This is a genomic window from uncultured Psychrobacter sp., from assembly GCF_947488565.1.
Classification (GTDB): Bacteria; Pseudomonadota; Gammaproteobacteria; order Pseudomonadales; family Moraxellaceae; genus Psychrobacter; species Psychrobacter saeujeotis.
This window is the reverse complement of sequence record NZ_CANKZC010000001.1, coordinates 761,850-776,997: the sequence shown is the minus strand read 5'-3', so window position 1 is coordinate 776,997 and position 15,148 is coordinate 761,850. Positions and strand designations below refer to the sequence as shown.

The 15,148-nt window shown below is 42.1% G+C and carries 11 protein-coding genes; 8 read left to right on the top strand and 3 right to left on the bottom strand.

From position 1 onward, the window contains the following. Positions 1 to 254 precede the first annotated feature (254 nt). Both Q0890_RS03085 and Q0890_RS03080 read right to left on the bottom strand, forming a co-directional pair. On the bottom strand, positions 255 to 707 hold the full coding sequence (locus Q0890_RS03085) for a threonine/serine exporter family protein (RefSeq protein ID WP_010201359.1): 453 nt from the start codon (positions 705 to 707) through the stop codon (positions 255 to 257). A gap of 1 nt (position 708) precedes the next feature. After that, positions 709 to 1,509 (bottom strand): threonine/serine exporter ThrE family protein, encoded by an 801-nt coding sequence (locus tag Q0890_RS03080; protein ID WP_299217482.1) that lies wholly within the window; start codon positions 1,507 to 1,509, stop codon positions 709 to 711. Positions 1,510 to 1,640: 131 nt separating this feature from the next. On the opposite strand from Q0890_RS03080, the gene Q0890_RS03075 reads away from it, so the two are divergent. Both Q0890_RS03075 and Q0890_RS03070 read left to right on the top strand, forming a co-directional pair. Continuing rightward, entirely contained in the window at positions 1,641 to 1,922 is a 282-nt protein-coding gene (locus tag Q0890_RS03075) for a DUF503 domain-containing protein (RefSeq protein ID WP_299217479.1), read from the top strand. 118 nt (positions 1,923 to 2,040) lie between these two features. Beyond that, the gene (locus Q0890_RS03070; protein WP_299217476.1) at positions 2,041 to 3,780 is read left to right on the top strand and encodes an NACHT domain-containing NTPase; all 1,740 of its coding nucleotides are present in this window, start codon (positions 2,041 to 2,043) and stop codon (positions 3,778 to 3,780) included. An 88-nt stretch (positions 3,781 to 3,868) separates the two neighbouring features. Here the strand turns inward: Q0890_RS03070 and uvrA are convergent, their stop codons facing one another. Beyond that, a complete protein-coding gene (gene uvrA / locus Q0890_RS03065) occupies positions 3,869 to 6,775 on the bottom strand; it encodes an excinuclease ABC subunit UvrA (RefSeq protein ID WP_299217474.1) in 2,907 nt (968 codons plus the stop codon). Positions 6,776 to 7,619: 844 nt separating this feature from the next. On the opposite strand from uvrA, the gene Q0890_RS03060 reads away from it, so the two are divergent. From Q0890_RS03060 to gspD, 6 genes are all read left to right on the top strand, one after another. Then, a complete protein-coding gene (locus Q0890_RS03060) occupies positions 7,620 to 8,984 on the top strand; it encodes an MFS transporter (protein ID WP_299217471.1) in 1,365 nt (454 codons plus the stop codon). Between the two features lie 107 nt (positions 8,985 to 9,091). Further along, positions 9,092 to 9,709 (top strand): single-stranded DNA-binding protein, encoded by a 618-nt coding sequence (gene ssb / locus Q0890_RS03055; RefSeq protein WP_299217468.1) that lies wholly within the window; start codon positions 9,092 to 9,094, stop codon positions 9,707 to 9,709. Between the two features lie 661 nt (positions 9,710 to 10,370). Next, complete coding sequence (locus Q0890_RS03050; RefSeq protein ID WP_299217465.1) at positions 10,371 to 10,694, top strand: H-NS histone family protein; 324 nt, start codon at positions 10,371 to 10,373, stop codon at positions 10,692 to 10,694. A 228-nt stretch (positions 10,695 to 10,922) separates the two neighbouring features. Then, the gene (gene gspN / locus Q0890_RS03045) at positions 10,923 to 11,720 is read left to right on the top strand and encodes a type II secretion system protein N (RefSeq protein ID WP_299217462.1); all 798 of its coding nucleotides are present in this window, start codon (positions 10,923 to 10,925) and stop codon (positions 11,718 to 11,720) included. Then, positions 11,721 to 12,689: a type II secretion system protein N gene (locus Q0890_RS03040; RefSeq protein ID WP_299217459.1), complete on the top strand. Its 969-nt coding sequence runs from the start codon at positions 11,721 to 11,723 to the stop codon at positions 12,687 to 12,689. It begins immediately after the preceding gene. 132 nt (positions 12,690 to 12,821) lie between these two features. Then, on the top strand, positions 12,822 to 15,080 hold the full coding sequence (gene gspD, locus Q0890_RS03035) for a type II secretion system secretin GspD (RefSeq protein WP_299217456.1): 2,259 nt from the start codon (positions 12,822 to 12,824) through the stop codon (positions 15,078 to 15,080). The last annotated feature ends 68 nt before the right edge of the window (positions 15,081 to 15,148 follow it).

The following is a 15,148-nucleotide window of genomic DNA, read 5'->3' as shown; positions in this document are numbered from 1 at the left end:
TTGTGATGAATAGTATGAACGCGATTGTTTTTTAGTTTTATTGTGAACTTTACTGTAATGGGTATGAGAATACATCTTACAAGTTTTTTCATGCTTAAGGCGTGCCAAGTAGCATTAATAATCCAATCTCAATTATTTATTTTTCTTATTTTTATTGGCGTAGGCTGGGTTTTAGTCCAACATTTTACCCAAGTTGAGAGCTAAGGCTCAATTTATAAAAGTCTTTAAGTAAAATAGACACCATTTAGATCTATTTAGACAATGGCGCGCCGTCTATAAAATAACAGTCCGGGAATAGACAAGCCCAGTACCAATCCTGAGGTCACAAACAGGGCCTCAAACAAATACACCATCATTTGGCTAAATAACTCGTCTGAGAAGCCAAAATAACCGATCTGTACCATACTGACCATCGCCTTATAAGCGGCAATACCTGGCATCATACAGATGACGCTTGGTGAGATTAACGCTTTGGGTGGTAGGGTGTATTTTTTAGAAAAATAAACACCCAAAAAGCTGGCAAGCATCGCCCCAAAAAAGCTGGCAACCACCAGATGTACGTGCTGATAGACAAGCGCTGTTTTTAGCCCAAAGCCAAACGCAGTCATCAGCAAACACGGCAAAATGTAGCGTTTGGGTACGCTAAACATCAGCGTCCAACCAAGGGTAATAATACATGACAGCACCACGGTTTCAATGAACCACATGTCAAAACCCCCAGTGCTGTATTTGCAGCAAAACCAGCGCCATAACAATGCCAACGCACGCGGACAAGGTCAGCATATAAGTAAACACGGCACGACCAATGCCGATATTGACATAGCCTTTTAGAATGTCTGAGAAAGAATTAATCAAAGGAAAGCTTGGCACCAATAACAGCACGCTAGAGGCAACCGCAATATCGGCATTATTACCAATATCAAAATAATAGGTTGTCGCGCCAATTAAAGAGGCGATAAAAGCCGTCACAATGACGGTAATAAAAGGATTAAAATGGTGCTTGGCTAAATAAATGCGCGTAAACATCGCTACCATGCCCGCGATAAAGGTCACGGCGGTAATCGATAAGCTACCGCCATTAAGATTGGCAAACGCGGCACAAGATGCACCAACAAATATGCCTACTAGCCATGTTGGATAAACCGTTTTATCTAACTCATCAAAGGCATGGGTGGTGCGGTCAGTCAGCTCAGACTTTAGCTTGTCAATATTTCTATCGGCTTCGGTTTTATTAACGATTTGCTGGATTTGCACCAGCAAATTGACATTAATGCTTTGATTGATGGTGTCTCTGGTAGTGGTGATACAGCGCTCATTACAGATGGTTGTCAGGGTAATGGCATTAAAGTTCAGCGAACATTCGACGCTGCTCATCCCCAAAGCAAATCCCAAACGTTTAGACAAGTCAACCACCACAGCAGACTCAGCGCCGTACTGCATAAGAAGTAATCCGCAGCGCACGCATAGTCGAGTGATGCGCTGCTGCTGTATGTAGCTGATAGAAGTCATTGGGCGAGATACGTATGTTGGTTGGTATTGGTACGCTATTATAAAGGGTCTAGATGCTGACGCGCAGGCATTATCGGACATTATATTTGATGCTACTATAAAGTATAAACTTTTTTGGTAAGGAGCATAAAATGCATATCGCTATCTTAACGCTGACTTTTGCGCTACCTGGCTGTAGCTCGTTAAAAGAAAAACGCCAACGAATGGGCGGCTTGCACGCGCGCTTCGGTAATACGCCAAGCGTTGCGGTATGCGAAAGCGATGAGCGTGATCGGCATGATGCTAGCGAATGGACGTTTGTAATCGTTGGACTGTCCAAACGTGAGATTGAGTCACAATGCAGTCAAATAGAGGAGAAAATAGAGCGTACGGTAGATGCACGGGTGATGAATGTTGAGAGGGAGTTTATTTAGTGTTGTAAATAGCTAACATTTGCTTGATAAATCAATGAGTATTGTAAGTTTCAGCTGCCATACGTGCTATAATTTTTATATCTATATTTAAGCAAATGAACATAATAGGATTAATCTTATGTTGTTAACTGGAGCGATGGCAGGTATAGCTGGAATGAAGTTAGCAGATGAGCTCAAAGAACCTACCAAAAAAGTATTTGGCTGGCTATTTGAGAAGGGCAAAAATAAATATGATGACCATAAACTTGATCAAGCTCTTAGTAATCTGTCTGATAGAATCGTTAGAGTTACCAAAGTAAAGACAATCTATAAAGGTGACGATAGTATAGACTTACAGGGGTTTTATGTGCCTACCAGAATTGAAGATATAAATACATCTATCGATTTTGTCACTGATATTAGTCGACAGTCAATTGTTCTTCAAGGGACAGTAGGACAAGGTAAATCTATTTTCATGCGTTATTTAACTTTTCAAGAAGCAAGACAAGGACAACGTATTCCGTTATTTTATGAGCTGCGCCGCTTAGATGATAACGATACATTAATCAATGCGCTAAGTAAGCAAATTAATAACTGGATAACTGAGTTTGAAGAGTCAGATTTTGATAGGGTCGCTAAGACAGGCGAGCTAGTACTGTTTTTAGATGGCTTTGACGAAGTACCTCATGACAAAGTAAAAAAGTTGCTTAATGAAATTGAAGAATGGTGTGAGCGTTATCCAAACATGCAAATTATTGTTAGCTCAAGACCGGATGCAGATATTCAGCGATCCAATTACTTGAAAGTATTTAAGCTATCAGAGTATCGTTTTTATGAGCAAAGTCTATTAATTGATAAATTGGTCGAAGAGAGTGAGAGTAATAAGCTACTCAAACAAGCTATTAAAGACAGCAATACAGAGATTCAAGACTTACTTAAGACTCCCTTGATGGTTACTCTTTTCGTAATGAATTATAGGGGTAGTCTGGAAATACCGACTAATCAACACGAATTTTATAAAAATTTATTCACAATTCTAATATCGCGTCATGATAAAACAAAGCCTGGTTTCAAACGTGAGTCTAATAGTGGTTTGAATGAAGTTCAGCTTCAAGAAGTATTCGAAGAGTTTTGCTTTATTACCTTTAGTATGGATATTCTGGTGTTTGATGATGGTAAAGCGATTGAAGTATTAAAAGAGTGTCTTGAAAATCAAAATATTCGTGATAACCCTAGAATGGTTTTATATGACTTATCTAAAAACGTTTGTTTAATTTTGAAAGATGGTTTCGATTACACCTTTATACATAAAAGTATTCAAGAGTTTTACTACGCTTCATTTATACACAATCAACCTGAAATGAAAATTGAATTCTATAAAGACTGCAGTTATGAGTTTGTAAATGGTAAGCACAATATATTAAAATTTCTTGAAAGTATGGATACTTACTACTTCTATAAGTATTTAGCATTACCAGTATTTGATGTATATATCAAATACTTTAATTTTGATGAAAGTCAAAATAAACTTATAAATTATTTTTTCTACAATTCGAATGAGGAATATGGTACTCATATTGAATTCTACTTTGAAATCTATTATGAATATCCTTTCAACTATTTCGATATCTTAATTGTGAAATTACTTCCTACAGTACTCAACGCATCATCTGAATTTGGTGCTGGTATGCTTAAAACCACTAAAGTTAGTTCAGAAGGCAGAAAATCAATTCAGTCACTTTTCACTTCAGAAAAGTATAATGAACTACAGATTACACTACACTTGTTTGAACAAGAAGTATTAGAACGTAGAGAAGAAATCCTAAGCTTTATTGATAAAAAAGATTCTAAAAAGTACAGAAAATATCTAAATAGATAAAATATGATAATTCTGAATTTAAACTCAGCCCAACAAAAAAGGCCACTCCCTAAAGAGCAGCCTTTTATCAATCATTCACTAACCTGTCTTAGCTTACATCTTTTAACCCTTGCTCAAGCATCGGCTTTAAGAACTCACCCGTATACGAGCCTTTCACTTCTGCCACTTCTTCAGGTGTGCCTTTCGCGATGATGAGTCCGCCACCTTTACCGCCTTCAGGGCCAAGATCAATGACCCAATCCGCCGTTTTGATGACATCCAAATTATGCTCGATGACCACGATGGTATTACCTTTATCACGTAAGGCATGTAGGATATTGAGCAGTTTATCAATATCATGGAAATGCAGACCCGTAGTCGGCTCGTCCAAGATATACAGCGTCTGTCCGGTATCGCGTTTGGCCAGCTCACGCGCCAGTTTGACCCGCTGTGCTTCACCGCCAGACAGCGTCGGCGCAGACTGACCCAAGCGAATATAGCCAAGACCAACATCCATGAGTGCTTGTAGACGGCGATAGATCGCTGGGATCGCTGAGAAGAACTCAGTGGCATCTTCAACGGTCATATCGAGCACTTCAGCGATACTTTTGCCTTTATAATGAATCTCTAAGGTTTCACGATTATAGCGTTTGCCTTCGCAGGTATCACACGGCACGTACATATCAGGCAAAAAGTGCATCTCAACTTTGATGAGTCCATCGCCTTGGCACATCTCACAGCGACCACCTTTAACATTGAAGCTAAAGCGACCTGGTTTATAACCACGTGCGCGGGCTTCTTGCGTTTGCGCAAACATCTCACGTACAGGGGTAAAGACGCCTGTATAGGTTGCAGGGTTTGAGCGCGGCGTACGGCCGATTGGACTTTGATCGATATCGACCATTTTGTCCAAATGCTCAAGGCCGCTGATACTTTCATGCTTATCTGCAATAAGGGTAGAAGCATTGTTTAACTGTGTGGCGGCGATCGGCATTAAAGTACGGTTGATCAAAGTTGATTTGCCTGAGCCTGAGACACCAGTAACACAAGTCATGATACCAACGGGTATGGTCAAATCTACATCATGTAGGTTGTTGCCGGATGCGCCTTTTAGCTCAATCGTCATCGGCACTTTTTTGGGTTTGGCTTTACCTTTAGCTTCAACTTCTACTGTTTTAGCCTTATGACGAATGGTAGGAATTTCAATTTTTTTCTCGCCTGACATATATTGTCCGGTCAGCGAGTCTTTGGTCGCCATGATTTCATCGACCGTGCCTTGCGCGATGATATGACCGCCGTGTACGCCTGCACCGACACCGATATCGATGACATGATCGGCTTGACGAATCGCATCTTCATCGTGCTCAACGACAAGGACAGTATTGCCCAAGTCGCGCAAACGAGTTAAGGTTTTGAGCAAGCGATCATTGTCACGCTGATGCAGACCAATAGACGGCTCATCGAGTACATACATCACGCCCATAAGCCCCGCACCGATTTGGCTGGCAAGACGGATACGCTGCGCTTCACCGCCAGATAGCGTCTCGGCAGAGCGGGCAAGGGTCAGATAGTCAAGTCCGACGCTAACAAGGAAGTTTAAGCGCTCATTAATCTCTTTAAAGATCTTTTCTGCGACTTCGCCTTTATGACCGCCAATCTTTAAGGTTTTATAATAATCAGCGGCATCGCCAATGGACAGCTTAACGATCTCAGCGATAGTTTGCTCATCGACGCGGACATTGCGTGAAATTTCATTCAAGCGCGCACCATCGCAGACGTTACAGGTAGTATCAGCCAGATACTTTGCCAGCTCATCACGCACAAGGTTACTTTGGGTCTTGGCATAACGGCGCTCTAGATAAGGCAGCACGCCTTCAAATGGAACAGTTTTGTTGGTCTTACGACCACGCTCATCGGTAAAGTTAAAGGAGAGCTTTTCTTTACCTGAGCCATGCATAATAAGGTCCTGTTGCGCTTTGCTCAGGTCTTGCCAAGGCGTATCCATATCAATGTCAAAATGCTTGCAGACAGTAGAGAGCAGACCAAAATAATACGCATGACGCTTGTCCCAACCGTTAATCGCACCTTGGTTGAGCGATTTTTCATGATGGGTAATCAGTTTTTCAGCGGCAAAATATTGACGTTTACCCAAACCATCACAGCTTGGGCAAGCACCGTATGGATTGTTAAAACTAAACATCCGCGGCTCAAGCTCAGGCACTGCTCGATCACAGACAGGGCATGAGTGCTTGGACGACATGACTTGGTTTTCATCGCCACCTTCTTTTGGATTGCCATCCATAAAGTGTAGCGTAACCAAACCTTGACCCAAGCGCAGAGCAGTCTCGAGACTTTCAGCGACGCGGTTACCTAAGTCATCACGGACTTTAAAGCGATCAACCACAACCTCAATAGTATGTTTTTTCTTTTTATCAAGCGTTGGTAGCTCGTCTGTATCATAGACATCACCATCGACGCGCACGCGCACAAAACCTTGTCCAATCAGCTGCTCAAGCAATACGGTATGCTCGCCTTTACGCTCACGAACCACTGGTGCCAAAATCATTAGCTTGGTATCAACAGGCAACGCCATCACCTGATCAACCATTTCTGTCACCGATTGTGCGACCATCGGCTCACCATGTTCAGGGCAGTATGGCGTACCGATACGCGCATAGAGCAGGCGTAGATAATCGTAGATCTCAGTAATCGTACCGACTGTTGAGCGTGGATTATGGTTGGTTGATTTTTGCTCAATGGCAATAGCAGGAGAGAGACCCTCAATGCTATCGACTTCTGGTTTTTCCATTTGTGAGAGGAACTGACGGGCGTAGGCGGACAGACTCTCGACATAGCGACGCTGTCCTTCAGCATATAGCGTATCAAAAGCCAAAGATGACTTTCCTGAGCCAGATAAGCCAGTAATTACCACGAATTTGTCACGTGGAATATCGAGATCAACGTTTTTTAGATTGTGAGTGCGTGCGCCGCGTATTGCAATGTGGTCATTTGCCATCGGTTACAGGTTTCCTATTTTCTAAAAGCGTTATTAAAAAAACTATGTGCGTATGGTTATAAAATCTAAAGTAAGTGATATATAGTAAGCTTTAAATGAAAACGGTATGTTAATAGCCATAGGCTACTTCATTTAAATACGATACGTTTAATGATAAGTTATAAAGTTTTATAGTGGTTGTTCGTAAAAACAGCTGTATCAACTGTGCATTCACATGTTATGTCATTCTATTTATAAAACCGTTAATGTTAAAAATTAACAAAAGTCTAGATTAGATAGAATTAGTGAAACAGTTACTTGTTGGCTAAGTTTTTGTTGTTTTCTGATATTTATGTCAGTTTTAAAATCAGTATCAGGTAACCAGTTAATATTTTAAAAAGATAGACTTGCGTCAAAGATATATGAGTAAATTCATCCATCAGTAGATCGCATCTATGTTTTTAAGCGCTGGGCAATACAGATTACGATAACATTGCTTACATATATGAGGTTTTTCTATTTAGATGATTTTTTATCATATTTTGTATGACGTTTTACTTTATTGTCATTCAGATGACATTATTCAAGGTATGACTGCGCATTAGATGCACTTAGTAACAAAACTGTCTAGTAAAATAAGCAAGTTGCAAATAGCAGCCTATGGTTGATTGTCTTTTGAAGAGGGTTAACTATAGGGCACGTTATTGAAAAGGTAAAAGTTTCGGCAACCAAGTAGCGAATGTTTTATACTGTGGGGCTTGATTGACAAGTGAAGCTGATCGCATGAGCCTGTATCGATGGCGCTACATAATCGACAGTCAGATAAAAAGGTCAGATCAGCGATGATAATATCAGTGAGGCAAGTATGAATAGCGTAGAAAAACGGGCAATTCTCGGGGTCGGTGGTATATTTGCCTTGCGGATGATTGGCTTGTTTATGATTGTGCCTGTTTTCTCTGTATATGGTGACAACTATGCCCATGCCACGCCGTTTTTGATTGGTTTGGCCGTTGGTATTTATGGGCTTGGGCAAGCGATTTTTCAGATACCGATGAGCCTTGCTGCCGATAAATTCCCGCGTAAGCCGATTATCTTTTTGGGTCTGATATTATTTGCTTTGGGCGGTATCATCGCGGCCAACGCGACAGATATTTATGAGGTTATTATCGGCCGAGCGCTGGCAGGGAGCGGTGCGGTCTCGGCGGTGCTGATGGCATTGTTAGCTGATGTGACACGAGAAGAGATGCGCACCAAAGCAATGGCAACGATGGGCTTGACCATCGCCACCTCCATTATGCTCGCTTTTGCCTTTGGCCCACTACTGGTGGGTTCGCTTGGTATTTCAGGCCTGTTTTGGCTGACATCGGGTTTTGCGGTTTTAGCAATGATGCTACTTTTTGTCGTACCCACACCGCTACGTGTGCTCAAGCACAATTTAGACAATAAATCGATTGGTCAGCAGTTGGTAAGCGTGTTAAAAATTGGCGATTTAAACCGTTTGCATATCGGTATCTTTGCCCTACATCTGACCATGACAGCGATCTTTGTGATTTTACCGCACCAGCTCTCTGACGTATTAGGTCTATCAGTACGTCAGCAGGGTTTGGTGTATTTGCCGCTATTATTTATCGGCTTTGCCGTGGCCATTCCCTTTATTATCATCGCTGAAAAGAAACGCAAAATGCGTCAAGTATTTTTGGGCGCGATTGTTTTGATGACGGCGGCGCTTGCATTATTGGCATTGGGCAGTCAACTGGGAGTCGGGATTATCCTAGGTTTGTTGTTCTACTTTATGGGTTTTAATTTACTTGAGGCGACCATTCCGTCTTGGATATCTAAGCGTGCGCCAGTGGCAAATAAAGCGACGGCAATGGGACTTAACTCGTCCAGTCAGTTTTTTGGAGCTTTTGTTGGCGGGGCCATGGGCGGCTTACTATTGACACAGCCAAATTTATTGGCGTGGGGCATACTAGCACTTATTATGGGCGCAGCTCTGCTGATCATTATTCCGATTGCACAGCCGCCTTACTTGTCGAGTACGACCGTCACTATCCCCAAAAATATCGACATACAAAATTGGTCGCGGCAGGTGTTGGCAGTAGATGGTGTCGATGAGCTGGTCGTGATGGCAAAGGAGCAAGTAGCGTATCTTAAGCTAGACAAGACCCAGCTGACAGATACTTCGCGACAAGAGCTGTCGCATTTGGCACAAAGCCCTCTAGATATTTAAACAAAAATTGGTTAAAGTAAAATCAAATTACTGATAGTATGAATTGGTTTCAATCAATAATAGCTTGTACGATTCATTAAATTATTCATAAGTAAAAGGACGGTATCATGCGCGGAGTTAATAAAGTTATCATTATCGGTAACCTTGGAGCAGACCCTGAGGCACGTCAATTTAACAATGGCGGTAGCGTGACCAATATTTCGGTTGCAACGTCAGAGCAATGGACAGACAAACAAAGCGGTGAAAAAAGAGAAGCGACAGAGTGGCACCGTATTGCTTTATTTAACCGTTTAGGAGAGATTGCCGCGCAATATCTTCGTAAAGGCAGTAAGGTCTATATTGAGGGCAGTTTGCGTACGCGTAAATATCAAGATCAAAATGGCCAAGATCGCTACATTACTGAAATTCGTGCTGAACAAATGCAAATGCTAGATGGCGCAAGTGGTGGTCAAGATAACAATAACTTTGGTGGTCAAAACCAAGGTGGCGGCTATGGTAATCAGGGCGGACAAAACAACCAAAACAACTTTGGTCAACAAGCCAATAATCAACAAGGTGGCTATAATCAGGCGGGCGGCGTAGCAGCTCAAGGTGGCCAACAAAACAGTTTTAACAACCAAAGCGCATCTGCTCAGCAAAACCAGTTTAATCAACCAAATCAAGCGCCAACACAAAAACCTACGGCAATGCCAGATGGTCCTGTCGATGATGACATTCCATTCTAGGATATACCTGAACTAATAGGGTAGAAAAACATTAAAAAGAGCCTATATCGATAGGCTCTTTTTAATGTGCAATGTTTTTTATAGGTGTTTCAATTTTAAAAGAAAATAGTGTCTCTTAAATGAAGTTTTTATATTATAAAGAAGTGTAAGGTATAGATTAGCTAAGAAAAAACAATGCAAATAAAACATAATAACTAAATGATTAAATGCCTAACGCATCGCCTTGTCTTGAAGCAATCGTTTAAACCTGATATCAAAATTCACTGTTTATATAAGAAATAGTAAGAATACAGAATTACTATCGTAAATAAACTTATGTCTATAAAAAATTATGTAAGATATAATCATTGTATAAAAATACGACTTTTAATGTCTTCATGATAATGTCATACCTAACTATTAAAAAACTTGAACAATATTATTGATATTTATTTATTCATTAAACAATAAAATTATGTTAATCTCGCACAGTTGCTATCGCTAGTTAATCAGACAGTGAAAATTATCATATAAATCAAATCGATCTATTTTGTTTTTGGTTTGATGGGTAATTTCAAAAGACAATAATAGTGTTAAAGCAGTATTGCTAAATACCTATCCTTCGCTTAATAGGTTGCAAAACCATATTGAGCTTATCTCTATTTTTAAGACTGAGGTTATTATGAATAAGAACAAGACAATTGATTTAGATAATCTAGATGTAGACGAGCTACGTGCTATCACTGAGAACGCCCAACAACTTATTACCCAAAAACAGCATCAGCGTTTATATGATGCGTATATGCAGTTTGAAAAAATCGCAGAAGATAGTAATAGTACAATTGAAGAGATTTTAAAAGCTGGTGAGAAGTTAGAAAAGAAACGCAGTATTAAATATCGCAATACTGACAATCATCAAGAAACTTGGACTGGCCGTGGTCGTAAGCCTACATGGTTGGTGGATGCATTGGCAGCGGGTCGCGATCTTGAAGATTTTGCTGTATAAATCTACTTTAATCTGACTGTGTGTTTATCTTGAATGTGATTATTACATTGCATTAATTGTACGAGCTATTTATAAACGAGTTATATAATAGAGCGATAATACCACTCAGCTGATTGGATTCTAAAAACCAGTATCTTTGTCTAAAGATACTGGTTTTTTTGCTGTCATCTATAGGTAATAGTTTGTTATCATAATATCATTTTTACCTCCAAGAAGAGTAATCTAACTGTGTCCAAAGCATCTGCTTCGTCTCATAAGCGTCCCCGTAAGCTGTGGTGGCTGGTTGGATTTGTTTTGTTTGCTCTATTTGCGTTGTTGCAAATGCCAGCATCTTGGATCGTTGAGAAGTACGCGCCTGATTCAACTTATGTACAACATGTTTCAGGTAATCTGTGGCAAGGTTCAGCCATTTGGCAACTACCAGTAGCGACTGTGCCACTGACGGGGTCTGCTAAATGGTCTTGGCAGCCGTGGCAACTGTTACTGGGTAAAATAGGCGCTGATGTCAATATTACTACGGGACAAACCCGTCTTGATGGCCAAGTCAACATAGGGCGTCACTCTTGGCAGGTTGATGATATGAGCGGCAAGATTGCTTCTGATACCCTATCTAGTGTGGTTGATTGGCAACTGCCGAATACGCCCATTCAAGTAAATGCCGTCTCATTGCACCGCCAATCAAGCTCAAAAGTGACTGGCTTTACAACAGCAGATGGTCAGCTTACTTGGGTGGGCGGCGAAGTTGGTTATCCAAGTGGTGGCAAGGTGTTTTACATTACGATGCCAGCGACACGTGCTGAGCTAAATACAGAACAAAAAAACGATAAAAATTTGCTGCATATTAACCTATTAGACAATCAGGATAAGCGCTTAGGGGATCTATATCTCGATGGTGATAACATGCTAGATGTGAGCCTGACGCAGCGATTGTTAGAAAATATGCCTGAATACCAAGGGCAAGCACCAAAAGATACAGCGGTAGTAAGTGTTCGCCAACCACTGCTGACAGGTTTGGGGGCGCGTTAAATGACAAGTATTCCAGCACGCCTAAAACCAGTGGTAGATAACTTAAACCGATTTTCGGTATGGCTACTATTATTGGCACTTGGTTGGCTAGCTTGGACTGCCGCGCGCCTATTATGGTTGATATTAGCGCCACCTACTGCGCCTGCATTGCAGGTACAGCCATTGCAGAATAATGCCGCATCCAATATCGATAACAGCAGTTTGTTTGCAATATTTGCCGATCCTGAGCCTGTTGTCGCTGCTACAAAGCCGCCACCTAATGTAAATTTAAAAGGGGTGCTATTGGCGATACCAGAGAGTATGTCATCTGCATTATTGGATGTAGAGGGCGAAGTTAAAAATTACCGTATTAACGAAAGTCTGCAAGACAGCGGATATATACTGGTTGCTGTCGATTGGAACGCTGTCGTTATCGCTGATGCTAGTGGTAGGGAGACAGTCATTAGCATGGCGGACTCTATGCCACTTGATCAAAGCGATATGATAGCAGGGAATGTAAGCAATCAGCGCTTGCCAAGTAATGAACCGGTCGATGATTTGCAGCCGATGCCATTACCTAACGCAATACCGAATGACAATGTTGTCAATGCGACTACTAGCTCCAATGATGGCTCTGACAATGACTCAACAGACAGTGATTCTACAAATGATAGCAATGGTGCAGCTAGCCCAAGCTCAGCTATTGATGAAGCTGTCACTGCATTACAAGACAGCCCAGCCAGTTATTTGAGTCGCATGGGGGTGATGGCAGCTGGTGAAGGCTATCAAGTCACCGCTGCAATGCCAGCTGGAATACGTAATCGATTGGGGCTAGAGCCGGGCGATCGAGTACTTAAGGTAAATGGCCAAAACATCGGTAGTGATCCTACACAAGACGCTGGTTTGTTAAAGCAAGTACAGCAATCAGGCGAAGCTCAGATTGAAGTAAAACGTGGAGAGCAAGTGATTACGATTCGTCAGCAGTTCTAATGGATTTGATGATATTTAAATAATACGGTTTGCTCTAACCACCATTATCTCGACCATATAACAATATTGTTAGCGCTATCTTAGCAACGTTTCAGTTTACAGTGAGTGATATCACAATGGGTAATGATAACCATGATAAGTTTTTATAAATTTTCAGTAACACCTCTACGTCATTCACTGCAGCGTTTGCTGTATATATGTCGGCCATTGTGTCTAGCACTGCCGTTATGGGCGGCAACGTTTGGGTTTGCCAGTGCTGAAAGCTGGAAGGTAAATTTGCAAGACGCGGATATTAAAGCTTTTATTAACGAAGTGGCAACGATTACCGATCAAAACTTTGTCCTTGATCCGCGTATCAATGGCAACGTTACTGTGATTTCTAACAAGGCGTTGTCTCGTGATGAGATTTATCAGCTGTTTTTGAGTGTCATGCAGGTCAATGGTATTGCAGCGATCGATTCAGGAACGACGATCAAGCTCGTTCCTGATAATATTGCAAAGCAGTCTGGTGTCGAAGTCGATCTGCGCGGTGATAGCGTGGGTGAAGCCTTGGCAACTCGCGTTATTTATTTGACCAATACGCAGGCCGCTGAAGTACTAGGCGTTATTCGACCACTGATGCCACAGTCTGCTCATGCGGCTGCCGTGCCTGGTGTCAATGCACTGGTATTATCTGATCGCGCTGATAGTTTGAATCAGTTAACCACCCTAATTCGTGATTTGGACAACAATGTCAATGATAGCTTACAAGTCATACCACTGCGCCATGTAGACGCTGAGCGTATGATGGATCTCATCAGTGCTTTGGTGTTAAGTGCAGGTGAACAGGCACAAGGAGGCGGCAATCAGCTCAAAGTGATCGCTGATACTTCTAGTGACAGACTGCTGGTCAAAGGCAGTCCTGAGATGATTGCTAAAGTGCAAGAAATGGTCAATCAACTTGATACCACGCCGTCACGTCGCTTAAGTGGCTTACGAGTCTTTCGCTTAAAGTATGCAAGTGCTGGTCATATCGCAGAGATGTTACGCGGCTTACTTGCCAATCAGTCTATTAATAGTACTGGGGCGACATCGACTTTAGAGTCAGCCTCACTGGATAGTGCTGGCAGTACAGGTAGTACGCTGGGCAATAATAGCAATGATACATTAAATGGCAATAGTTCAACTGGAACTAATAACTTGGTGTCAGCTTCTGCATCCAGCTCAGGTGGGGCAGGCACAAGTACTGGCGGTCGACCCTTTAGCATTATCGCTGATGAGACGCAAAACTCCGTTATTGTCAATGCAGCCCCCGAGCTTATGTTCGAGATTGAAACGGCCGTCAGTCAGTTGGATAATCGCCGTGCGCAAGTGCTTATTCAAGCGGCTATCGTTGAGGTCTCAGGTGATGATGCCGCCCAACTCGGTGTACAATGGGCACTTGGCAATGCGAACAGCGGCTATGGAGTGGTGAACTTCAATAACGTTGGCGCAAGCGCGGCATCACTTGCAGGCGCGGTACTGTCTGGAGGCGCGTCAGGTATTAGCTCTGCGGCAGGCTCTATTGCTGGTGCGTTACTTGGTATTGGGGATAGTAGTACAGACAGTGATGGAAATACACAGTTTTATGGCGCTATCTTGCAAGCATTAGACTCATCTACCAGTGCTAACTTATTGTCCATGCCTTCTATTTTGACTTTGGATAATGAAAAGGCCAGCATTTTGGTTGGTCAAAACGTACCATTTGTAACAGGCTCTTATACCACCAGCGGCAACTCGTCTGAAAATCCATTTCAGACCATCGACCGTCAAGATATTGGTATCAATCTTAATGTCATTCCACATATTGGTGACAATGGCACGGTACGCTTGGAAGTCTCGCAAGAAGTATCTTCGGTCGTACCCGGTAGTGTCGGTAATGCCAGTGGGCTTATCACCAATAAAAGTTTAATCAACACCACTATTTTAGCGGATGATCAACAGACCATCGCGCTTGGGGGTTTGATGCGCGACAACACGACCAGCAACCAACAAAAAGTTCCAGGTTTAGGTAACGTGCCTATTATCGGGCGGCTATTCCGCTCTGATAGTGATAGCACCCAAAAGAGCAATTTGATTATATTTTTACAGCCAACTATCCTACGCGATGGTGGTGCAGTTGCAAGTGTCACTGAGCGCAAATACAACCAGATGCGTGTACTACAATTGGTCATCGATAAAAATGGGACGATCAAACAACTGCCACTTAGCGGCACTGAAGGCTGGGATGGTAAGGTTGATGCTAATTATGAATTGATGCCACTAAACCCACTCGTACCCAAGCGCGATCAAAAGTCAAAACCTACAGCGCAAGGGTTTACTAAGGTAGATGCTCCAAGCACAGGCATTAAGACATATCCGTTAAAGCGTTAGAATATAGCGGTTAAGTTTGTCGTTTGGCTATCTACAACTGTGATAGACAGACATAAAAGTGGCGGGAG